Below are 20,541 nucleotides of genomic sequence, written 5' to 3'. Positions count from 1 at the left end.
AGATCTGAGGGGTTCAGGTGGCGGCCGGCGTGGTGCCGGCGATGGTGGAGCCGATTTCGTGGGCGAGTTCTTCGCGGCCGGCTTGGTGTCGTGCGCGGGCGAGTGCGGCGGAGGTGTTGGCCAGGAGTGCGTCTCCGGTGGTGTGCCAGCCGCTTCCGGCGTAGGTGAGGCTGCCGACGACGAGCGTCGTTTCCTCGTCGAGGTGGTCGGCGAGTTTGATGACGCCGTGGTCCTGGTCGTCGCGCTCGTGGTTGCGGCGGAAGGTGATCCGGTCTTCGCGGAGGAGGCGGAAGGTGACGGTGTGGCGTCGGGTTTTGGTGAGGAAGTGGCCGCCGAAGCCGAGCATGTGCGCCCATCGGCGTAGGCCTATCCAGATGGTACGGCCTGCGTTGTTCGGCGTTTCGGTGTCAAGGGCGTCTTGACGTTCGGCGACGCAGACGGGGCAGGCGGCGTATCGGGTGTGGGTGCCGCAGTCCGGGCACGTCCAGCGCGGTTTGAACCCGGGTGTGGGCCGTTCGGGTCGAGGCCTGTTGGCGAGGGGTTCGGGCGTGTGTTGTGGTCGGCCTAGTCGCCAGCAGGCGTCGATGAGGCGGGCGGTGTGGTCGCCGTCGGGGTCGGCGTGTTGGTCGATGGTGTCGGCGTGTAGGCGGGTGGAGGTGTGGCCGGTGGCCTCAGTGGATTTGGTGGCGTATTTGGCGAGGTAGCCGGCGACCATGCTGTCGGTGACCTCGCCGGATCCGGTGAGGGTGATGTGCCGTACCTCGAGGCCCCTGTCGGGGTCGCCCCACGCGATCGGCCACCCTTCGGGCATGTCCGGGTGGTCGGGGGTGTGGAAGGCCTCGTGGGTGGCGGCGTACCGGATGGCGTCTTCGAGGTCGACGGTGCTGAACCCGGGCGGTGGCGGCACGACGGCGGCCGGGTCGAGTCCGTCGATGCCGTCCAGGCGCAGCAGGGCGTGGAAGTGGACCGCTCCCCGGGCTTGGAACTCCGCGGCTTTGCCGTGCGCGAGCCGGACCGGTGGGACGCGGCGGACCTTGCCGGACTCGGTGACCACCTCGACGGGTGGGATGCCACGTTGCCGGGCCAGGCGGGCGAGGTAGCGTTCCGCGGCTTGCTTGGTGCGCCGCCACAGCTCTCCGGAGAACAGGTTCCACACAACTTGGTGGTCGTGGTCGTAGCAGTCCAGACACAGCGGCTGACCCAGGATGGCGTCGCCGAGCTCGTGGCGGGCCCAGCAGACCGCCGGCCGGCCGTGGGCGCAGAGGCCGTGGTCGCGGCGGGCGTGGCAGGGTTCGGGTCGGCAGTCGCAGCGTTTGCGGTTGGCGCAGGAGTGCCGTTTGACCTTCCGGCTGTGCACGACGCCGAACGACGGCGCGGTGAGGGTGGGAAACACGGCCGGGTGTCGGGAGACGGTCTGCGGGACGCCCCTGCCGCCGATGAGGAAGGTGCGCACGATCTGGTAGGCGTCGCCTTGGTAGATGCCGGCGCAGGCCGGGCAGACGCTGCCACGCCGGTTCCCGCAGGCTTTGTAGATCGCGGCGTCGGGCATCTGGCTGGTGTGGCGTCGGGACAGCCGCTGGCCGGTGGCCGGGTCGACGGTGTCGATGGTGCCGACCAGCCGGATGGGGCGGGTGCAGCCGGCGGCGGCTTTGACGTGGTGGAGCCAGGCGGGGTAGTCGTCGCGGCCGGCCCGTTGGAGGGCGGAGCCGGTGGCGGTGTAGGTGTGGATGGGTGCCGGTTCGGCGTAGGCCGCCACACCCGGAGCCGCGTGGGTTCCGGGTGTAGGGGTCAGCGTCGAAGCGGTCACGCAGCTACCCCGGTGGGGTGGGTGCTGGTGACGGTGTGTTCGGTGACGATGATCCGGCAGGCGCCGCATTGCCGCTGTCGCGGTTCGTGACGTCCACAAGGGATCTCGGTAACGGTGTCACCGCAGCGGATGGTGACCGGTGCCCGGCAAGGCCCGCCGTCGATGACGGCCAGCACGGTCCGGTGGGTGTCGACGACGTGCGGCTCGGGGTCGGCCGGGCAGGTGTGGAGGGTGTGGTGGACGGCGGTGACGTGGATGGTCATGGCAGGTCACCGTCGCAGCCGGTTGGGTACTGGTCCCAGGTGCGGCTGTCGAGCAGGCGGCCAGCGCGGGTTTTGCCGTAGCGGGCCAGGTAGGCGACGGTGGGCGGCTCAAGCTGACCGTTGGCCCTCAGGTAGCGGGTGCCGTCCGGCAGGAGCAAGATAAGCGTGGCGCCGGGGTTACCGCGGCTGGGTGCGAGTGGTGCCCAGGTGCCCCATTGCTTGAAGAAGAACGGCACGCTGACGCTTTCGCATTGATCGCGCAGGGACCACGCCCAGAAGGGATGCATCGGTCGGGCGGCCGGGCCGGATTCACCGCCGACGACGACCCAGTTGATGCCCCGGTAGGTGTCTGGGTTTGGTGGGCAGTCGCTGTGCCGGTGGCATTCCGGTGTGGCCGCTTGCGGGTGGGCGCAGAGGCCGTCGTCGGGGTTGGCGAAGGCGCAGCCGGGTATCGGCCGCAGCCAGTCCGTGCGAAGTTCGATCGGGCCGAGGAGTGGTTCGCAGGACAGCCAGCGGATCGCGGCCGGGGTGTCGAGTAGTGCGGGCACGCGGATGTCGGCCCAGTGCTGGTTTTCGACGGAGACGCCGACCCAGACGTTGGGTAGCGGCCATGGGGGCGTCCAGATGTGGCCGTGCGGGCCGGGTGTGGCGGTCCAGCCGGTACCCATGCCTTTGGTGCGGACACCGGAGCCGATCAGTTCGGAGGCGGCCTCCGCGACCTGGCGCAGGAAGTCGGGCCGGGACAGTAGAGACCGGATGCGGGCGTGCCGTTTGGTCAACAGTTGGTAGGTGTGCTGCCGGGTAAGTGCCATGACGGCGAACACGTCGGCGATGTGACGGTCTGGCACGTTGTCGTGGAACAGGTCCGACATGGAGTTGACGAACACCCGTCGAGGTGTGCGCCACCGCAGCGGGTCGGTCAGCCGTTCCGGGCGCAGGGTGAGCGTGAAGCCGTTGGGGAAAGCGGGAGTGCCGGCGAACCGGGTCGCGATGGCGTCGGCGTAGCAGTGGTCACAACCGGACGAGACACGGGTGCAGCCGGTGACCGGGTTCCAACTGGTCTGGGTCCACTCGATACGCGTGCTGGTGTTGGTCATCACTGTCCCCCTTGGACAAACGTGATGTCGTCAAGCGCGGTGGCCAACATGCGCTGGTGGGCGGCGAAGACGCGCCCCTGGTAGGTGGTGTGGATGTAGTCCGTCAGGGTTCGGTAGGTGTCGGCGCGGACCCAGGCAGCTCGGGCGGCGTCGTCGGCGCCGATGACCGCGGGAAAGCCGTCGCGGGGCGCATTGCCGAGGTGGGTGCGGGATAGGACGGTGACCATCCAGGATTCGTCGCTGGCGCGGGGGTCGGGCACATACCGCGGTGGGGTGGTGTGCCAGGTGGCGTCGGGGATGCTGAGGCCGGCTTCTTCGGCCAGTTCGCGGATGGCGGCGGTGGTGGGGTTTTCGCCGGGGTCGACTTTGCCGCCGGGTAGGGCCCAGCCGTTGCCGTCGGCGCGTTCGACCATGACGATCCAGCGGTGGCCGTCGGTGTCGTTGGCGAAGACGAGGGCGTCGGCGGCGAGGTGTTCGCCCCAGTGGCCGAGCCGGTTGCGGCCGTAGCGGACAGCGGTCTTCTCGCAGGGGTTGACCGGGCGGCCGTCGACGACGTGGAAGGGGATGGCGGCGGTGGCTTGGCGGGTTGGCCAGTCGATCCGGGTGGGGTCGGTTTCGGGGTCGGCCCAGCCGTCCCGCACGCCGATGGTCAGCACGTCGGGGTGGGTGTAGGTGATGTCAGCCATGGGGTGTTGCTCCTTCTTGGAGTGAGACAGGGCGGTTGCCCGGGGGGTGGGAAACCTGAGCGGCTTCCCACCCGCGCGGTCAGTGGTTGACAGGTAGGTGGGTGCCGTTGACCCGGGCCGGTAGTGCCGGCGTGTGCGGGTTGGCGGGTTCGCCCAGTTCGGCCAGGAGCTGCCCGGCGATGTCCGGGCTGATGGACAGCCGGCCGGCGAGCTGGGCGGCGGTGATGGGCTGGCCGGTGGTCTGCCGGTGGTTGACCACCGCGTAGCGGGCGGTCGGCAGCAGATGCACCGGAACGTCCGGCACAAAGGTTGGCGGCGCGGTAGCCGCCGGTACCGTCACCATTTCCGGTTCAGTGGCCGATGTGGCGTCAGGCCGACTGTCCTGGTTGGACTCGGCAGGCACATCGACGGTCTTGTCCTGTGTGGAGGTTTTGACCGGGGCCAGGACGAGTTTGACTAGGGCCATGAATGCCAGTGCTGGCACGGCCGACAGCAGCCAGCCGGACAGGCCGGGTTTGGCGACCGCGAGCTGTGCGGCCAGTGATAGGCAGGCGGCGGCGATGAGCAGCGCCATCGGGTAGCCGATCGGGCCGCCGTGTCGTTTGCGGCGGCGGATGGTTAGCAGGCTGGCGATCGGGACGAGTTCGGAGATGACGGCGTTGGCCCAGCCGAACCAGGTGCCGGTGCCAGGTGGGGAGTTGTCGAGGGTCCAGTCCTTGACGTGGGTGAACGAGGCCGCGCCGGCAAAGACGCCGACGACCAGGACGATGAGGACCAGGACGCCACCCTCAAGCCGGACCCCCCGAGCCGGGCGGGTCGGAGTGGGTTTAGTGGTGGTGGAGGACATGGAATGTCGCCTCCTGTGGGGTGTGCATCTTGATGAGGTCGACCACGCCGGTGCAGGTGGGGCAGAAGACCGGGGCCAGGCCCTGTCCGATGAGGTCTTCGACCAGGCAGCCCAAACACTGAAAGTCGGCCGAGAACAGGCCATAGCCACGGCAGCCGTCGCAGCGGGCGAAGCAGTACGGGCAGGGAATGAACACCGGCCCCAACATCGGGTGGATGCCGTTGGGGGTGTTGCCCTCAAAGCACCAGTGGCAGCCGGGAACGTCCGGGGTGACATCGATGGGGTCAGGCGTGGTCATCAGGGACCTCCCATCCGGGGTCGGTGTGGTAGATGGCGTCGGTGGGAGGCTCGTAGAAGCCGCCCTCGTTGTAGGACAGGTCGCGGTGGCCACAGCCGGAGCAGGTGACGGCATGGACGGTGATGCCGGGTTGGTCGAGGTCAGGCCACTCGACATAGACGTCAGCGCTGCACATGCAGAACTCGTCCGTTGTGGACGGAGGGTCCGGGATGGTGGTCATTAGTTGACCTCCGGGTTGCAGTCGAGGCATTCGCCGGTACGGCGGGGGATGTAGTAGTCCTTGACCTGCTCGCAGGTCGGACAGGTCCGCCGGGCCAGCAGCGCCTTGGACACCGCGATGAGCTGTGCGTCAGTCGGCTCGCGCTTGGGCTTGGCCAGGTCGCGGCGGTAGAGGTAGGCGATCCGGCGGTGTTTGCGGTGCCGCCACAGAATTTGCGCGACGACGGGTTGACCGGCCGGGCGTAGGCCAGCTGCGCGGAGTTGGCGACGGGTTACCAGGCCGTCGGGGGCGCAGTGGTAGGGGAAGGTGGGGAACCCGAACCGTTTGCCGTCCGGGTCGTAGAACTCCAGGAAGAAGCCGCGATGGTCGACCAGGAAATCCAGGTCCCGGTTTCGCAGCATCATGTCGGCCGTAGCGGTGGTCATCGGCGATCACCGCCGGGTGTGGCCTGTTCGGCGTCGTACTTGTCGAACAGACGCCGGATTTCGGTCATTGCCTCTTCGGCGGTGAGGGGTACGAAGTCGGGGAAGTTGGGATCGGGCATGGTGGCGTCAACCCAGCCCCGGATCCTGCCGACGAGGTCGGCGTAGCGACACGCTTGCTCGAACACCGCGTCGTACACGGCGGCGTGACCGGTACGGGTCATGACTCGTCACCGCCCCACCGCTGTTGCGCGGCCTGGCGGCTGATACCGAGTCGGGTGCCGATCTCGGCCCAGGAGTAGCCGTGCCGGCGTAGGCCGTTCACGGCCTCAGCGATGACGATGTCGAGCACAGTGGACAGGGCCACCAGGTCGATGAGTGCCTCGACATCGCCGGTAGCGACCCGCTTGCCGTGGGCGCGAAGGATCCGGCGGGCGAACGCGGCGAACTCGTCGTTCTCCACGACCATCCGGCGACGCGGCCGGGAGGCCTTAGCTGTCAATACCGGCTTGACGGTGTTCATGCGTTATCACCGCCCGGCAGATTCAGCACCGGCAGCGGCGCGTGCGTGCGTTCCCATTCGTCTGCGGCGGCCAACAGCGCCGCGTGAACCTGGGTAAAGGTGCGGTCGGGGTCGTCGTTCCAGTCGCCGACCGAGGGGCCTTCCCATTCCTCTTGGTCCTCGGTGGGTGCCGGCTTGGCGCCGACCAGGTTGAGGTAGTCGTTGAAGAAGGCGCTCGCGCGGCGGAAGTCGCGCATCTCGACGTTGTGGCCGGTGTCCGGGATGCGCTTGCCGAAAGCGGCCATGCCCATGCCGCCCTGAGCGCAGGCGGCCGGGGTCAAATTGGTGGGGTTTTCGTCGGCGTAGAGGGAGCCCTGGTGCCAGCCGTGCAGCTGGAGGTAGCAGGCGGCGCCGCGCAGGATTTCGGCCGGCGTCACCTCGCCGAGGTCGGTGATGCCGAGCAGACCGGCCAGACGAGGCGGTCGAGGTCCGTTGACGTTGGTGGACGGTTTTTGCGTAGGCTTCATGGCAGCCACGTCCTTTCGGAAGGTGGTCAGGAGGTCGACAGCGCCGGCTTGCTTGCGAGGCGTGTTCCGGTGCTGTCGGCCGAGAACGTTGGGGGCGCCAGTTAGGCGGCCATTTCCCACTCGCGGCGGTGGCCGTTGAGGCCGGCCGGATTGGTGGGGCGGCGGATCCATTCGGCGTAGTCGACGATGTTGTAAATCTGCTCGTCGGTCAGGTAGGCCGTCTTGACCAGGCGAGGAACGCCTCGCTCGGCCAGCAGCAGGACGGCGCCGGGATTGGTGGGTGGGATGTCGACGGCGTTATAGCCGCGGTCGGCCCAGTCCTGCCCGAGCACGATGTCGGAGGAGTTGCGGCTAGTGCAGCGGAACGCGGCGCGGTAGCCGAACTGGTCCCGCAGGCTGGCCGGGATCATGTCCCAGGACGGGCGTTGGGTGGCGGCCACGACGGGCATGCCGCAGGCACGGCCGAGGAAGACCAGACCCCGGATCAGGGTGGCGAACTCCTCTTGCTGGGCCTTGGTGCCCAGTAGCGTCACATAGACGGCGAGTTCGTCGATGATGGTGACGATGACGGACAGGTCATCGGTGGGTAGCACCTTGCGGCGCCGCTGGGCCAGCAGCCAGTAGTAGCGGTTGATGGCGACCTTCAGCAGTCGCCGTAGGACTGACAGCGCTTGGTCGATGTCGTAGCCGACGAACGCGTCGGCGAGGTTGCGGTAGGCGCCGAGCTCGACGAGCTTGCCGTCGAACAGCACCAGCCGGGTGTTAGCGGCCAGGGTGGCGTGGCAGGCCACGTTGTTGAGCAGGCCGGACTTGCCGCCGCCGGATTCTCCGCCGGCGAGCAGGTTGTGGTAGACGATGTCGAGGTAGACCGGTTCGCCGAATTCGTCGATGCCCGCGAACATGGGGTCGAACATGGACAGCGACGGCCCGACCGGTACCCGGTCCCTACCAAGGGGATCGGTGATGGTCATGATGTGTGGTTGCTCCCTCGGTTGAGGCGAGCCGGGGGTGCGAGAAACCCCAACCCGTGTCAGGGTTTCCCGCGCCCGGTCGAGTGTGGACAGATGAGGTAGACGGACCTGTCTCAGATCCAGTCGGAGACGTCCTCACCGTCGGCGCCGTTGGCTGTCGAGGCGGCCGGAGCCGGTTGGGGTTGCGGCCTAGGTGACGGCCGGGACGGCGAAGCGGTGTCGGGTTCGTCGGCTGGCACGTCGGGCAGGTCCAGACCGCCGAGGTTGGCGGTAGCCGCGGGCGTGCGGGTCTTCGGGATGCCGAGGTCGTCCATGTCCGGGACCTCGTCGACCAGTCCAGAGCGGACCGTGCCGGTCAGCACCTCGCGGCGTTTGATGTCAACCCGCAGGTAGGCGGCGTTGCGGTTGGATGCGCGCTCGACCGTGATCGAGGCCGCCCAGCAGGCGACGGCGATCTTGTCGAGCCGGGTCTCCAGGTCCCGAAGGGACAGCCCGGGGCGTAGGTAGATCCAGACGCGTTCCCCGACCGGGGTGGGACGTGCCCACAGGATCAGCGGGAGGGAGCCGGATCGGTTGGCGATGATGAACTGGTTGAAGCACACCCGCAGCCGGTGCCGGACGATGACGCACCAGGCGAACGCCTTCAGTCGGCGTCGGACCGGTCCGACGCACGCCGGCACACCGGCCAGGACGGTGACCACGATCAGGTGCACGACCAGGTTGGTGTGCGTGGCCAGAGCGGTCCAGCCGTAGACCAGCACGGTCGCGGCGATGATTTCGGTGGCCCACCACCACAGCACCCGCAGCACCGGCCAGATCAGCACGAACGCACCCACCAGCACGGCGACGGTGGCGCCGATGACCGTGCCCAGCAGGATGCCGAGGATCGGGTGCAGGTACGACGAGGCGACCGTCGCGGCGAGAATGCCGACAACGACGGCGGTGACGATGAACGCCAGCTTGGCTTTGCGGATCGAGGAACGGTGCACCCGGTCTTCGATAACCGTCACCGTTGAGCCTCTGCCGCCGAACAGGCGACCAGGGTTAGACTTGGACACGAGTTGTCCTCCCTCTACGCGGGATGGATGGGCGGGGGTCGGCAGGTTGCGAGCCAGTGCCGGCCCCTCGCCACGTCTGACGGATTACTTCGCGATCACCACTGGTGTGATCGGCGGACCGGAAACGTCGGAAGAAGTCCGTTCCCGGGCCTGTCTGGGTTTGATGGGTTAGCGGACCGTCAGGCCGCTAAACGGTGCGGTGCAGCCACGGACACCGATGGCGAACACAGCACGACGTACAAAGGATCTACTTCGCCGAAGCGCCAGCCGCCGGCTTCAGCTCCGTCGCGCGGTACGCGATGCCCGAACGCCCGTTGGTCGCCCACGGAATCGCCTCCCACTGGATCGGGTGAACAAGCTGCCCAACCGTCACGCCCGGCTTCTCACCAGCCGTCGTAACGGTGAGCACCTCGCCACCGGTCTCGTCCAGCACGAAGACCTGAGTCGACCACATGAGCCGGCCCGTACCCTTCTCCGACCGCTGATTGCCGTTCTGGTCGTTCTTCGGCTCGGGGTCCTTCGACACCGTCACCTGCTTGCCCTTGGCGTCCACGTACAACTTCACGATGTACCTCCCAGATCTTGAGCGCGTCCCCTCTGGACGACTGCTCGGGGTCGAGCTACGTCGCTCGTGAATCCAATGACAGCGCCTGACGGCAGGGTGCAGCCAGATCAGACGGTTAACAGGAACCGAGAGTTACCTGTTAACAGGCCTCGATTTGTCGGCCGTATCAGCCATACTGCTTGGAGCGAGCCTGTTACCCGATTCGAGCGAGGAGAGCATGCCGCCCAAGACTGTTACGGACGCCGCGACGCCGCTCCAGCGAGCACGCTTGGAGCTGGGGTGGAAACAGTCACGCGTGATCGCCGAACTGCTGGCACATGCACGCCGGCATCAGATGACCATCGCTACGCCCGCCAGCCTGAAGACGATGGTGTCACGATGGGAGAATCACGGCGGGCAAGTGGACGCCGTCTACCGTCGCCTCTTCTGCACCATCTACGGACGCGACGAAGAAGAGCTGGGTTTTGCCGACGAGCACCGCGGCGGGTCTCCGCAAGTGGCGCCCACATTGGACGGTGAAACCGTTGACTACTTCCGGAGCGTCTTCGACCAGCATGTTCGCGCTGACAACCTAATGGGCCCGCATCATTTAGTCGACGTTGTTCGCGCACAAGCGACGCTGCTTGATGACGTCCTGCCAAGAGCGAAGAACGAGGTTCGCGCCGATCTGCTTCTGCTCGCCTGTCGGTACAACGAATTGACAGGCTGGCTCTACCAGGATGCCGGCGATGCCGCGAATGCGATGCTGTACTCGGATCGCGCGATGGATTACGTCATGGCCATCAACGATCCAACTGAAACGGCTTACCTGTTGATGCGAAAATCGAACATCGCATGCGACCTTGGCAGTCCGGACAGAGCACTTGGCTTGGCCTCCGCCGGTCTTCGCGAGGCCGGACGTATCGCGCCGCGTATCCGGGCCGCGATCCTCGGACAGCAGGCACGCGCGTTCGCTCTTCGTGGCGAGGCTGACGCGTGTGCGCGATCCCTGGACGCTGCGATGCGGGAGGTAACTCGCCCAGACGCTGAGGCAGACAGCGTCGCGAAGTACTGCACACCGGAGTACATGCAGATGCAGTCGGCGACCTGCTGGGCAGCGTTGAACGTGCCCGACCGAGCGATTCCCGTCTTCGAGCAGGCACTGACGACGTGGCCGACCTTCCAGCGACGCGATCAGGGCATCTGCTTGACACGGCTGGCATCAGCTCACGCTGCACGGGGAGACAAGGAGAGCGCGTGCAGGATCGGTGCCCATGCAGTCAGGACCGTCCGCACCGCTACCTCAGCTCGTGCGCTGCGAGACCTGCGGGAGCTCCGGGAACGACTGGTGCCATGGCGTCGGGATGAGGAAGTATCGAGCCTGAGCCACGAGATCAAGAAGCTCGCGCAAGGGTAGCTGAAGGAAGTGCATGACCGTTGATCAACCTCATCACGACCGCAACGGCCGAAGATGAGCGTCGGCGCGACGCGGCCGTAGCCGTCCTGCCAGTAGGTAGCTTCGAGCAGCACGGCGCCTTCCTACCGCTGGTGACCGACACCGTGGTCGCCTGTGCGATCGCTCGTCAGCTCGCCGAGGCCTATCCCCTGTTGTTGCTACCTCCTCTCACCGTTTCGTGCTCTCAAGAACACGCCTCTTGGCCCGGCACGGTCAGCATCAGCGCCCGCACCTTGCACCTGATGATTGAAGACATCGCAGGATCACTGCGGCGTTCAGGCGTTGAACGCGTGGTCCTCGTCAACGGCCATGGCGGCAACTACGTCTTATCCAACGTCGTGCAGGAATACACGGCCACGCACGGCCCTACGATGACGTTGTTCCCGATGGGTCGGGACTGGGACCGAGCGCGGGCTGAATCGGAGATGGTGACCGACAGCCACGAAGACATGCACGCTGGTGAGCTAGAGACTTCGCTCCTGCTACACGTAGCTCCTGAGCTAATTCGCCCTGGCAACGAAGCTGCCGACTGGATTGCCAACGACAGGCCGCACCTGCTGACGCTTGGGATGGGCGCGTACACCACGAGCGGTGTCATCGGCAGGCCGTCACTCGGAACAGCCGAGAAGGGTAAGGCAGCGCTCCATAGCTTGACCACATCCTTCGCTGCACACCTTGAGTTGATCAGTCCGCAGTAGTTCGACATCCACCCGTGACGCTTCAACGCTGAGGGTCGTCGGTAGCCTCGGTTTCAACAAGAGTCGGCCTTCGGATCGCGCGCAGCCGCAGCAGTTGATTGTTCCCTCGTTCGGTCAAGCGCCAGTAGGTGTGCGTGTCACTGGGGGGTCGACGCTTGGTCCCTCCGACGATTAACCCGAGTGCCGTAAGCTGCACCTTCACATCGTTGAAACTCTCTATGGTCACCTCGGCCTCATAGACCTGGCCGACCTCGCCGTCATCGTTCGTGCCCGAGTCTTCGCCTTCTTGGTCGGTCTTCTTGTCACCCCCATTGTCGGAGTCATCGGCCTCGCTATCGCTCGACTTCTGCGTCAGCAGTTCATCGCGTGACATTTCGAGACACAGTGCGGACAAGCGTTCCATTAAGTGTTCCTCGGAGGCCTCGTCCATCAGTTCGGGACCGAGATGCCTGAAAACCCGGTTCCACGTTGGGGTAACGGTCCATCGACCCTGGGCACGGCTACTCCGATAGGCCTTGCCTGCGTCGATCACGCGCTGCCAATGAAACTCCAGGATGCACTCAATGTGAGCGGTCTCCTCGCCTTGCACCAAATCCGACGTGTTTATCGCTGACGCATGCTGGCGCTGCTCGTCCTTCAGGTCCGCCGACAGTTCTCTGACTTTGGCCCGCAGCTCGGCAAGCTCAGCCTTCACCTCGGGTGTCATGGCTTCGCTCGCCCTGATCCATCCTTCGGCGGGGTGCGACTTGCGGATCTGAATCATCGCCAACGCAACCTGTCCCTTCAGGTCGCCCAACTCGTTCCAGAACTTCACCATCCGCCGCTCGGTCTTCTGGCGGAAGGCGTCCAGTTTATTGCGCAGGTCGCTCTCAAGGTCCAGCTTCTCGCCGATCAGCTTGCCGGGATCACCGTGTAGGAACGCCATGACCGGCTTCCCGGCCTCCACGGCGTAGTCGTACTCCATCTCGGTGTACGACAGGTTTGCTTCGGCGTCAACGCTGCCGTACCGGCCACCAATGATCACCACGTAATAGTCGCAGAGGTCGATGACCCGCTTTATGAGGTCAAACTTGTCGCTGTCGGAAGCCGGGAACATCTCCATGCCTGCCGGGATGCAGTCAGCTTCGAGAAGGGTCTGAATCACCGCCGCACGCTCCTCAACCAGGTCCTTGAACGTGCTGCTGACGAACACCTGCTCGCGCCTCTCCACGGTCATGCCGGGAAGGGTAGGCGTCCAACGGTCGGAATGTCATGCCGGCGATGCGAGTGTCAACCATCAGCCATGACCCCGACGGGGCTGCCTGTCCGGCCGCGGACTGCCAGCATGTCCAGCCAGCTGCCGGTCGCCAGCGATGCCGGGCGATGCCGGGCAGGCGATGCCGGGCACGACTGCCGGCTGTGCCCTGTGAGAACTTTCTGTACGTCTTCAAGGCGGCCCGAAACGGGCCGCCCGCGCCGCCGACTGGGCGCGTGCCCGCGGCTCCCTCGGCCGGTCGCCACGGTCACGCCTAACGCCCGTCGGCTGGCGCGAGGAGAACGCCCCTCGGGACAGCCGAAGATCGACAGACTGAGCCGAGGGTTCGTGATGTTGCTGGGCCGGCAGCCGGCCGGCGAGCTGGCGCGCGGCGTGGTCGCCGCGCGGGCGTCGTCGGCGAGGTTACGCGCCGTGGGGTGGTTGGGCTTACTGCGCCTCCGGCGGGGGCGCTCCGGCTCCGGGATGCCGGAGGACCGCGGGCGGGTCGCGGTCCGTGGGTGGGCGCTCGGCCGTCCCGTCTGCCATCGACCCGGGCAAGCCGAGCAGACCGCCGCCCGGGGCGCCAGCCGCCGTCCGACTGTCAAGGTCCGCTTGACGTGGCGCCCCGGGCGGCGGCCCGCTCCCCTCTTCGGGCGGGTCGACGGCAGACGGGATGTCTGGATCGGTTTTTGTGCGAGACCAGAGGCTCGGGGTGCGCCAATTGATCGTGTACATATATACGATTAACGTAACAATAGGTATGAAGGCGAGAAGCCCGAATGAAAGTCCTACAACGAGAGTTACGAACTTCACACCAAACAAGGGATCGTTATTATGTGTCAGTACATCCAGGCATGCGAGTTCCGCCCACACGGCAAGGCCCATTACAATGAAGTAGACAAAGCCCATCACAAACTCCAAGAAGAGCCTGCGTGGAAGTCGCTTTCGTTCCCGTTCATGTAGCCTATTGTTTGCCAATTGAGTGCGAATCCGGCCAATAACCCGCGTGTGAGTATTGAGTTCAACGGCTGCGGCGAACGCTAGTACAGGAAGAATCTGTGCCGCAGTAGCAGCGAAGGTCTCCGTGAATTCCACTCTGGCATTATGGCAAGGTTCCGCCAATACGCGTCGGTCGATCGAGTCGTCTTGAGTGACTAACTGGGTGACAACGGGAGAGCGCATGACCGGACGCCCGTGGACGTCGATGGACTCATCGGCCCAGGTCAGGCTACGGCCGGTGCAGGTCTCGCGATCCATGATCGTTGCCTGGGGGTCAAGGAACCATCCGTGAGATCTCAAGCTCTCGGGTACAGATCACCATCTGTCCGGGAGGCAACGGGCGAACCGCAAGATCAGCGCTAAACCTCGTCCCGTCGCTCTGGTTGCCGTGGATGGTAATGCGCGGCATTGACGCGGAATACAATGTCGGCCCTACCTTCGCCCATGCGTCCTGAAGTGCTTGCTCTCGCGCAGCGGCCAGCCTGCCCGCTTCTTCCCAGGAAGGTCGCACGCGCCGAGCGATGATCTTTACTTCTCCACCGTCGACCAGCCGCATGTTCCCCAAGGCATACATCTCGTCGAGCACCAGCCGGGTTTGGGTGCCGGCGGCCACGAACACGATCTCCACGTACACCCAGTAGCCATCGCCTGGATGTGGCGCAAAGACAACGTCGCCTCGCTCGACCTCCGGCCATCTACGCAAGTCAGTCCAGGGCACTATGATCGAATAGCCCCGGCGCCATCCCGCATCGAACGGTGGTGCTTGCTCCCAAAGGTCGATATGACGGCTAGCTCCCTCGGGAACGAAGGGCGCGGCCTTCGTGTCAGAGACGAAGGAGTAGGACCAGTTCCCGCTGGCGTGGAGGCTGATCTTCTGAACCCCCGCGATGCCTCGAGGCGCGAGATACACGTCAGTCGTGTGCTTCGGCGTCCAGATGCGCCAGGTGCTGGATCTCAGGCCCGTCAGCGTGCCGATGGCGAAACGAATCGTTCCGCCGGGTCCCACGTCCCTGGCGGCGCTGACTGTCGGTATCTCGCTGCTCATGGCCTCGCATACGGTACGGAGGCTTCGCGGCCGGAGTCCATCCACTTTGCGCTGCCCACGGTCGGCCTTGTTGGGCCGTCGTGGGGCCGTATGGGCCGTTGCCGGGCCGGCAGACGCCGACCAACGTTGACCAGCAACGACCATCGATGCCAAGAGAAGCAGCAGGTCAACGGCCTGCCGTCGAACGCGACCAGGGACACGACGGACGAGTCGGCCTGTACGCCGGATACTGCCTTGGCTACGCCGATCGCGCTCGACGATCCCGCCTCGCTGGCGCACTGAGATCCGGCACGGTGCCCTTCCGCTTGTCGGCAAGGTAGGCGCTTTCATGAGTCCCACCGACCATGCCCAACATGATGAGGTAGTACCGGTCGAGCTCGTCGGCGCAGACCTTGCACACCCAGCCGTATGGATACTTCTCAGACCTACAGCCAGCTCCACATCGTTCGCACGGTTCCTGCTTGCGCTTGGGTGTTGCGGCGGTCTCGGACACCGGGATGACCCCCGCGGCTGGGAGGGCCGGTTGTGACACGGCGGCAGGACGGCCCAGCGCTCGCCGCTCCCGGCGCCGTTGACGTCGTTCAGATGCCATGGACTCCTCCCCATCGAGAAGTGTGCGCCACTTGGGCAGGGCGCAGCCATCGAGATTCGTCGAGACGGCCAGTACAGCAGCGAAGTACAGCAACGCCAGCAACCGAACGAGGCTGGACGAGATCCGTGCAGACGGTCTGATCTCGTGAGCAACCTCAGGCGACCATGCCGCCAGCAGTTCACACCGAAGAGGTCACTGGTTCGATCCCAGTATCGCCCACCATAGTTGTAAGTGCGCGAACCACCTGGTTTCCGTCGAGGGCTGGCCCGTCGAGGGTCGGCCTTTCGTCGTTCCGGCGAGGGGGACTCGGAAGACTGGTCTGACCGCGTCGTCGCCGATGACGGTGATCTCGTGGACGAGGGACTCGAAGAGGGCTTTGCGGGTTCGGGGGTTCCTGGCTTGTGAGGATTTCTCGGATTGCGTTGCTGATCGCGGCTAGATCGGCTGGGCTGAGTGCCTGTGGTGGTTGGTCGAGTTGGAGTTGGAGTTCGGCCTTGCGGCCGCGTAGCTGCCGGGCCTGGTCCTCGAGTCGGGCGAGCCGGTGACGGATCTGAGTGTCGTCATCGTCGAGTGCGCCGCGTTCGAACGCGATCAGGTAACGGTCGGTGGCTGCGGCTGCCTCGTGTAGTTCGCGCTCGACGCTGGCGAGCTGGGCGCGTAGGTCGCCGGTCGCGGCGGTGTGGCGCTCCTGGAAGGTGGTGAGGGCTTGGCTGATGAGGTCGTCGCGAGTGGTGTAGAAGTCGAGCAGTGCCGTGGTGATGGCTTCTTCGATCTCGTCGGCGTTGAAGCGGTGGACGTCGCAGCCGGCCTTGGTGCCGTAGCGGGCGCGGCTCCAGCAGGTGTAGTAGCGGTAGGTCTTGTACCGGCCTTTGGCGGCGGTGCCGATGTAGCCGCGTCCGCATTGCGGGCAGCGGATCTTGCCGGTCAGGGCGTAGTCGGAAGGGTTGGCGGCGCGGCTGCCGACTTCGGTCGACCGTTTGCCGAGGATGCGCTGGGCGAGGTCGAACTGCTTCTCGGTGATGATGGCCTCGTGGGCGTCGGCGACGACGATGTCACGGAAGCTCTTCTCGCCCAGGTAGGTGCGGTTGGTGACGATCAGTTCGACGGTGTGGGCGGACCACGCCTTGATACGTCCAGCGGCAACGACGTAAAACAACCACATCGGATCGATCAGCGGCGGATCCGGTATCGAGACCGCAACACGCAGGCATGTGACTGTCGACCACGATCCGGCGGCTGCGCGAACTCGTGGCCCATGCTGCGGCCACAGCTCGGCCAAGTTCGGCGACACCGAGCCGGGAAGCCTGAGCGGCGCTCGGCGAGATTGCCGAGGAAGCGAATCATCGGGCACCCGCACCAGAGCCGGGTCATCAAGGCGCTCACGAACGTCGCCGGGATGGCCATGCCCGTCGGCGCGCGTATGGCCGTCGAGTTCTGAGTACCGGCTGCAGGGTTGGGCGTTGCCCTCGCCCGGATCGCTTTCCCCGGCTTCGTGACCCGTTACGGCCGGGTGTCCGGTCGGCGGAGGCGGTGACTACGCCAACGCCGCCCACGTCCTCGCGGGACTGCCTGCCGGCAGCGAGGTCGGCGGCACAGGTGCGGATGGCGCGAGCTGGCACGTACGCACCCTGGACCCGGTGGGGCAGGGGTGGGTCCGATGCCCGCTGACCGATCCGGCGTCCGCCGTCACGTCCACAGCGAAATGGGCCGGCCGCCGCCGCTGCGGACGTATTCGTGGTCGCCCGCACCGATCGGCTGCGGGCGTACGCCGCCGGGAAGCTGATGTATTACCGAGTGCCGTCCGGCCGGCTCGAGACCGACGACGTGGTGCAGCACACCCGCCGAGATGCTCGACCGGTGGGCCGAGATTCGGGAGCTGCAAGATGCATGTTTCACCGTCGCCCGCCGCAACACCTTCCGCGCCGCGAAGGACCGCAGCCGGTTCGCCGGTGTGCCATGCGGCGACGAGCCGTATCGGCAATACGACCTGGACCCGCCTCCCGCTAACTGGATGCCGGTCGACGGCTCAGGGTAGGGCAATTGGCTTTGTTCGTGAGTTCCGGCACCAGGTGTCGCTGAGTTTCGGCACCAGCGAGATCTCACCGAGCTCGATGTTCGCTAGTTTGGGCACCACCCGTCGCTGGGCACGGGGTGCACCGTCGTAGGCTAGCGCACCGGTAACGCACGGTGACGCGCCTGAAGGTGGGACGCGCCTTGTCTGCACAGAAGAGCACACGTGATCAAGGCTCACGTATCGTTCAAGAATCAGCTGGCCCACCACGGATCTACGATGCGGGTCTGTGGGGACGATGCCGGCTGTCTCGAGGCGTTGCTCCAACCGGTTGTAGCGGACTGCGTTGTCGACCAGGTTGTCGAGCATCCGTTCCAGCAGGACGGGTTCGCCGCTGACCGGCGCCGGTCGCAGATCCGTTGACCGGCAAATTCGGTGGTGGTCGGGATGCACCAGCAAGGTCAAGATCAGCGGCGGTTCAGATCACGCTAGCTACAGAGCGAGCCTTCTACCCGACGAGCGTCCAACGTGACCTCAAGCTCCGGCCCCAGCGGACCGTGGTGAGACGAAATCCAAGCATCGGCAACTCGCTCACCGAATAGCTTGCAGTATCGCACGGAGCAAAGGAGGCCGGGTCGTCGCCGTCGTCCTTTTCCCCGTTGGTCAGCCAACCGGCGGCCGTGGCAGGTGGAGTGAACCGCTCCCGTAGCTGCGCCAAGTTGTACACAGTGGGCACCGTGTACAACCGAGTCACCTGGGCGAACTGCGGGTTCGTCGGAGAGCCGCCGTGCCCGTTGTCACAGTCATAGGTTGTTGCCTTCGCCTCGCTGAGGTGGCCGCCCTCGGGCGTCGCTGAATAGAGCGGATCATCCTCAAACATCTCGATCATCGCCCCCTGATCGCCGGTGGTGAAACACACCAGAGGCGCCAGCACGTTGTTTCGCACAACGACGAACCATCCACAGACGCTGACCGCGGCGATCACCGCGACACTGATTACGATCGACGTCCACCGCGGCCTCGCCATGCCACCCCTCCAAAGATCACCACCAATCGAGGCACGACAGCATCCTAACCACGCCGCATACCACCCACGGCACGGTGAGTATCACGCCCGCACCGCGCACTGCTTTGCTGGCGACGTCAGATATTCCAACCGTCCGAATGCCTTCTCGTCTCGGGTAGTGCGGGTCAGCCGTTGTTACACGGACGGGTCCCAGGCGATGAGCTGGTCGAAGATGCGACGGTCGCCGTCCAGCTCCAGCTTCAGCGAATCCGGCGGTATGCGGCCGTAAAAGAACAGGACCAGGTCACTGGCCATGCCCCGGGCGGAGGCGTCGGCCGTGTCCGGGTCCTCGCTGGCAGCCGGCGCGCCGAGGCGGGCGGCCCATGCGCCGTCGCGGGACAGCCGAAGGCGCCAAGAGCGGCCCTCGGTGGCGTAGTAATCCACGACGGCGGGTTCATGCGGCCAGGCGACATCCGTCGAGCAGAGGGTGAACTGGCAGTCGTCGAAACCGTCGAGGGCGACCTCCTCCGGCAGCGGCTGCGGGGCACCCACGGTGAGCTGGACATCGTAGGTGTGCACCGCGATCTCAGGAACCTGGCGCCGTGCCCATGCACCGGAGGTTTGCGGTGACTGCGAGTCACCCCACCACGTCCAACAACCGCGGTCCGGGCCGGCCTCACGCAGCGCGCTCGTCAGTCGCTCCACGGACTCGGTCCACCAGGCCAACAGAGCCTCGCGTTCCCGAAGCGCACCCGTGCCGTCCTCCCAAGCAAACTTCTCCGGGGGAGCGTCTGCAGGCCCTGCGGCCACGATGGCAGCTGCTTTGCGGCGGGCCATGCCCACGTGTTGCACGAGATCGAACAGCGTCCACTCGGGATGGGTCGGAACCTGCATGTCGAGGCTGGGCGCCGCAGCGACCGCGGCGCGGAAGGCGGTCGACCCTTCGTCAATCAGCCGCAGATGATCAGAGAACGTGAGAAATCTGTGCACCCGGCTTTCTATCACTGTGCTCCGACAACCGGACAGCGATTTTCACAGCCGACGCGGCGGGCGCCGCGGCGCTGGCGCGCCAGGGTTCCACCTGCCGTGACCTGCACCGTCACGATGAAAAAGGCTGCGTGTTGGCTGATCAGTTCACGAAATTCGGCGAGGTGGGTGTCGAGGTTTGCTGTGCGCCGGTTCGCCTCGGGAGCCCAGGAGCTTCCAGATTCCCAGCAGAGGCAGAACTAGCGGGGATGCCCAAGCTGCACGATGACCCTGCGCCCCGCTAGGCTGCCTGACCGCGCGCAGGAGCCGGCGGCTGAGTCAGCGGAGGATGCGGTAGCGGATGTGGGTGGCCTCCGGGGTGTCGATCACCCGGATGATTTCCAGCTCGACGCGCGACGGCAGCACCTCGAACAGACGCCGGCCGCCGCCGAGTAGCACCGGGATCTGGTGGATCAGCACTTCGTCCAGCACGCCGGCCTCGATCGCGCGCTGCGCGGTGTACGCGCCGATCACGTGCACGTTGCGGTCGCCGGCGGCCGCCTTGGCTTGGGCCATCGCGCTTTCGATGCCGTCGGTGACGTACTTCACCAGCGGGTAGTTCGCGACCGACGGGTCCGGTGGGCGGTGGCTGAGCACGAAGGCGGGGGTCTTCCCGTCGCCGTGGTGGTCGCCGCCCCAATGGTCGGCTTGCTCGGCGGTACGCCGTCCGGACACGACCGCGCCAGTGGCGAGAATCTCGGCCATCACCGCCCCGCCCGGTCCGGACGTCCGGAAGGTCTGCCTGTCTGGGTCGAAGCCCCACTCGTGCAGGCGGCTGAAACCGTCGCCGCCCGGGTTGCTCGGGTTGTCGTTGGGGGCGGCGATGTATCCGTCGACCGACATTGACATGGCAAGCACTGATGACGACAACTCGTCCTCCTCCTCGGGCGATGTGGTCTTGCCCGTCCTAACAGGGTCAAGCTTGTTGGCGGTGGCTTTGTTCGTGAGTTCCGGCACCAGGTGTCGCTGAGTTTCGGCACCAGCGAGATCTCACCGAGCTCGATGTTCGCTAGTTTGGGCACCACCCGTCGCTGGGCCCGGGGTGCACCGTCGTAGGCTAGCGCACCGGTAACGCACGGTGACGCGCCTGAAGGTGGGACGCGCCTTGTCTGCGGCAGTTGAGTAAGCGCCCAGCCCGGCGGACCTCATCCGTAATGAACCGCCCCGGGTTCTGTGGAGACTTCAGTGGTTGACTCCAGCCACCGCGCGAGGCTGGTGTTGAGCGTAGTAGG

At 65.9% G+C, this 20,541-nt stretch carries 23 protein-coding genes; 3 read left to right on the top strand and 20 right to left on the bottom strand.

The features are described 5' to 3' along the window. Positions 1 to 13: 13 nt before the first annotated feature. The 14 genes from ACTMTJ_RS39370 to ACTMTJ_RS39305 form a co-directional block, all read right to left on the bottom strand. Positions 14 to 1,807 (bottom strand): replication initiator, encoded by a 1,794-nt coding sequence (locus tag ACTMTJ_RS39370; RefSeq protein WP_441223845.1) that lies wholly within the window; start codon positions 1,805 to 1,807, stop codon positions 14 to 16. Beyond that, positions 1,804 to 2,070, bottom strand: a complete 267-nt coding sequence (locus ACTMTJ_RS39365; protein WP_441223844.1) for a hypothetical protein — start codon at positions 2,068 to 2,070, stop codon at positions 1,804 to 1,806. Before ACTMTJ_RS39365 ends, ACTMTJ_RS39370 begins: the two co-directional genes overlap by 4 nt. Beyond that, positions 2,067 to 3,167 (bottom strand): DUF5131 family protein, encoded by a 1,101-nt coding sequence (locus ACTMTJ_RS39360; RefSeq protein ID WP_441223843.1) that lies wholly within the window; start codon positions 3,165 to 3,167, stop codon positions 2,067 to 2,069. The genes ACTMTJ_RS39365 and ACTMTJ_RS39360 overlap by 4 nt, the downstream gene beginning before the upstream one ends. Next, positions 3,167 to 3,853 carry an NUDIX domain-containing protein gene (locus ACTMTJ_RS39355; RefSeq protein WP_441223842.1) on the bottom strand — a complete coding sequence of 229 codons (687 nt, stop codon included), beginning with the start codon at positions 3,851 to 3,853 and terminating at the stop codon, positions 3,167 to 3,169. Before ACTMTJ_RS39355 ends, ACTMTJ_RS39360 begins: the two co-directional genes overlap by 1 nt. A gap of 79 nt (positions 3,854 to 3,932) precedes the next feature. Beyond that, positions 3,933 to 4,700, bottom strand: coding sequence for a hypothetical protein (locus tag ACTMTJ_RS39350; RefSeq protein ID WP_441223841.1), 768 nt, complete (start codon positions 4,698 to 4,700; stop codon positions 3,933 to 3,935). Beyond that, entirely contained in the window at positions 4,681 to 4,998 is a 318-nt protein-coding gene (locus ACTMTJ_RS39345; protein ID WP_441223840.1) for a hypothetical protein, read from the bottom strand. The genes ACTMTJ_RS39350 and ACTMTJ_RS39345 overlap by 20 nt, the downstream gene beginning before the upstream one ends. Next, positions 4,985 to 5,218, bottom strand: coding sequence for a hypothetical protein (locus ACTMTJ_RS39340; protein ID WP_441223839.1), 234 nt, complete (start codon positions 5,216 to 5,218; stop codon positions 4,985 to 4,987). The genes ACTMTJ_RS39345 and ACTMTJ_RS39340 overlap by 14 nt, the downstream gene beginning before the upstream one ends. Beyond that, entirely contained in the window at positions 5,218 to 5,619 is a 402-nt protein-coding gene (locus ACTMTJ_RS39335; RefSeq protein WP_441223943.1) for an RRQRL motif-containing zinc-binding protein, read from the bottom strand. Before ACTMTJ_RS39335 ends, ACTMTJ_RS39340 begins: the two co-directional genes overlap by 1 nt. 20 nt (positions 5,620 to 5,639) lie before the next feature. Continuing rightward, entirely contained in the window at positions 5,640 to 5,864 is a 225-nt protein-coding gene (locus ACTMTJ_RS39330) for a hypothetical protein (RefSeq protein ID WP_441223838.1), read from the bottom strand. After that, on the bottom strand, positions 5,861 to 6,163 hold the full coding sequence (locus ACTMTJ_RS39325) for a hypothetical protein (protein ID WP_441223837.1): 303 nt from the start codon (positions 6,161 to 6,163) through the stop codon (positions 5,861 to 5,863). The genes ACTMTJ_RS39330 and ACTMTJ_RS39325 overlap by 4 nt, the downstream gene beginning before the upstream one ends. Then, the gene (locus tag ACTMTJ_RS39320; protein ID WP_441223942.1) at positions 6,160 to 6,669 is read right to left on the bottom strand and encodes a DUF6197 family protein; all 510 of its coding nucleotides are present in this window, start codon (positions 6,667 to 6,669) and stop codon (positions 6,160 to 6,162) included. Before ACTMTJ_RS39320 ends, ACTMTJ_RS39325 begins: the two co-directional genes overlap by 4 nt. 101 nt (positions 6,670 to 6,770) lie before the next feature. Further along, positions 6,771 to 7,640 (bottom strand): FtsK/SpoIIIE domain-containing protein, encoded by an 870-nt coding sequence (locus ACTMTJ_RS39315; protein WP_441223836.1) that lies wholly within the window; start codon positions 7,638 to 7,640, stop codon positions 6,771 to 6,773. A 113-nt stretch (positions 7,641 to 7,753) separates the two neighbouring features. After that, a complete protein-coding gene (locus ACTMTJ_RS39310; RefSeq protein ID WP_441223835.1) occupies positions 7,754 to 8,650 on the bottom strand; it encodes a hypothetical protein in 897 nt (298 codons plus the stop codon). Between the two features lie 295 nt (positions 8,651 to 8,945). Beyond that, entirely contained in the window at positions 8,946 to 9,263 is a 318-nt protein-coding gene (locus ACTMTJ_RS39305) for a hypothetical protein (protein ID WP_441223834.1), read from the bottom strand. A gap of 295 nt (positions 9,264 to 9,558) precedes the next feature. Here ACTMTJ_RS39305 and ACTMTJ_RS39300 point away from each other — a divergent pair, with 295 nt between their 5' ends. Together ACTMTJ_RS39300 and ACTMTJ_RS39295 are read left to right on the top strand one after the other, a co-directional pair. Next, complete coding sequence (locus tag ACTMTJ_RS39300) at positions 9,559 to 10,659, top strand: hypothetical protein (protein WP_441223833.1); 1,101 nt, start codon at positions 9,559 to 9,561, stop codon at positions 10,657 to 10,659. Between the two features lie 23 nt (positions 10,660 to 10,682). Then, positions 10,683 to 11,396, top strand: coding sequence for a creatininase family protein (locus ACTMTJ_RS39295; RefSeq protein WP_441223941.1), 714 nt, complete (start codon positions 10,683 to 10,685; stop codon positions 11,394 to 11,396). 22 nt (positions 11,397 to 11,418) lie between these two features. Here ACTMTJ_RS39295 and ACTMTJ_RS39290 read toward each other — a convergent pair whose 3' ends face one another. The 3 genes from ACTMTJ_RS39290 to ACTMTJ_RS39280 all read right to left on the bottom strand — a co-directional run bounded on the left by ACTMTJ_RS39290 (position 11,419) and on the right by ACTMTJ_RS39280 (position 16,545). Beyond that, positions 11,419 to 12,612, bottom strand: a complete 1,194-nt coding sequence (locus ACTMTJ_RS39290; RefSeq protein WP_441223832.1) for a DUF4062 domain-containing protein — start codon at positions 12,610 to 12,612, stop codon at positions 11,419 to 11,421. 1,291 nt (positions 12,613 to 13,903) lie between these two features. Then, positions 13,904 to 14,674, bottom strand: coding sequence for a hypothetical protein (locus tag ACTMTJ_RS39285; protein WP_441223831.1), 771 nt, complete (start codon positions 14,672 to 14,674; stop codon positions 13,904 to 13,906). Positions 14,675 to 15,444: 770 nt separating this feature from the next. Next, positions 15,445 to 16,545 carry a recombinase zinc beta ribbon domain-containing protein gene (locus ACTMTJ_RS39280; RefSeq protein WP_441223830.1) on the bottom strand — a complete coding sequence of 367 codons (1,101 nt, stop codon included), beginning with the start codon at positions 16,543 to 16,545 and terminating at the stop codon, positions 15,445 to 15,447. Between the two features lie 567 nt (positions 16,546 to 17,112). Between ACTMTJ_RS39280 and ACTMTJ_RS39275 the strand changes: the two genes are divergently transcribed. Then, entirely contained in the window at positions 17,113 to 17,301 is a 189-nt protein-coding gene (locus ACTMTJ_RS39275; protein ID WP_441223829.1) for a hypothetical protein, read from the top strand. 484 nt (positions 17,302 to 17,785) lie between these two features. Here ACTMTJ_RS39275 and ACTMTJ_RS39270 read toward each other — a convergent pair whose 3' ends face one another. From ACTMTJ_RS39270 to ACTMTJ_RS39260, 3 genes are all read right to left on the bottom strand, one after another. Next, positions 17,786 to 18,262 (bottom strand): hypothetical protein, encoded by a 477-nt coding sequence (locus ACTMTJ_RS39270; RefSeq protein ID WP_441223828.1) that lies wholly within the window; start codon positions 18,260 to 18,262, stop codon positions 17,786 to 17,788. Between the two features lie 216 nt (positions 18,263 to 18,478). Continuing rightward, positions 18,479 to 19,273 carry a maleylpyruvate isomerase N-terminal domain-containing protein gene (locus ACTMTJ_RS39265; RefSeq protein WP_441223827.1) on the bottom strand — a complete coding sequence of 265 codons (795 nt, stop codon included), beginning with the start codon at positions 19,271 to 19,273 and terminating at the stop codon, positions 18,479 to 18,481. Between the two features lie 315 nt (positions 19,274 to 19,588). Next, positions 19,589 to 20,266 (bottom strand): dihydrofolate reductase family protein, encoded by a 678-nt coding sequence (locus ACTMTJ_RS39260; protein ID WP_441223826.1) that lies wholly within the window; start codon positions 20,264 to 20,266, stop codon positions 19,589 to 19,591. Positions 20,267 to 20,541: the final 275 nt, after the last annotated feature.

It is taken from the genome of Phytohabitans sp. LJ34, from assembly GCF_052068095.1.
GTDB lineage: Bacteria > Actinomycetota > Actinomycetes > Mycobacteriales > Micromonosporaceae > Phytohabitans.
This window is presented reverse-complemented; position numbering and strand designations above follow the sequence as displayed.

Coding starts and splice junctions, on each gene's coding strand:
- ACTMTJ_RS39365 (WP_441223844.1), bottom strand. CDS start 2,070: ATGACCATCCACGTCACCGCCGTCCACCACACCCTCCACACCTGCCCG.
- ACTMTJ_RS39360 (WP_441223843.1), bottom strand. CDS start 3,167: ATGACCAACACCAGCACGCGTATCGAGTGGACCCAGACCAGTTGGAAC.
- ACTMTJ_RS39355 (WP_441223842.1), bottom strand. CDS start 3,853: ATGGCTGACATCACCTACACCCACCCCGACGTGCTGACCATCGGCGTG.
- ACTMTJ_RS39350 (WP_441223841.1), bottom strand. CDS start 4,700: ATGTCCTCCACCACCACTAAACCCACTCCGACCCGCCCGGCTCGGGGG.
- ACTMTJ_RS39345 (WP_441223840.1), bottom strand. CDS start 4,998: ATGACCACGCCTGACCCCATCGATGTCACCCCGGACGTTCCCGGCTGC.
- ACTMTJ_RS39340 (WP_441223839.1), bottom strand. CDS start 5,218: ATGACCACCATCCCGGACCCTCCGTCCACAACGGACGAGTTCTGCATG.
- ACTMTJ_RS39335 (WP_441223943.1), bottom strand. CDS start 5,619: ATGCTGCGAAACCGGGACCTGGATTTCCTGGTCGACCATCGCGGCTTC.
- ACTMTJ_RS39330 (WP_441223838.1), bottom strand. CDS start 5,864: ATGACCCGTACCGGTCACGCCGCCGTGTACGACGCGGTGTTCGAGCAA.
- ACTMTJ_RS39325 (WP_441223837.1), bottom strand. CDS start 6,163: ATGAACACCGTCAAGCCGGTATTGACAGCTAAGGCCTCCCGGCCGCGT.
- ACTMTJ_RS39320 (WP_441223942.1), bottom strand. CDS start 6,669: ATGAAGCCTACGCAAAAACCGTCCACCAACGTCAACGGACCTCGACCG.
- ACTMTJ_RS39315 (WP_441223836.1), bottom strand. CDS start 7,640: ATGACCATCACCGATCCCCTTGGTAGGGACCGGGTACCGGTCGGGCCG.
- ACTMTJ_RS39290 (WP_441223832.1), bottom strand. CDS start 12,612: ATGACCGTGGAGAGGCGCGAGCAGGTGTTCGTCAGCAGCACGTTCAAG.
- ACTMTJ_RS39285 (WP_441223831.1), bottom strand. CDS start 14,674: ATGAGCAGCGAGATACCGACAGTCAGCGCCGCCAGGGACGTGGGACCC.
- ACTMTJ_RS39275 (WP_441223829.1), top strand. CDS start 17,113: ATGCTCGACCGGTGGGCCGAGATTCGGGAGCTGCAAGATGCATGTTTC.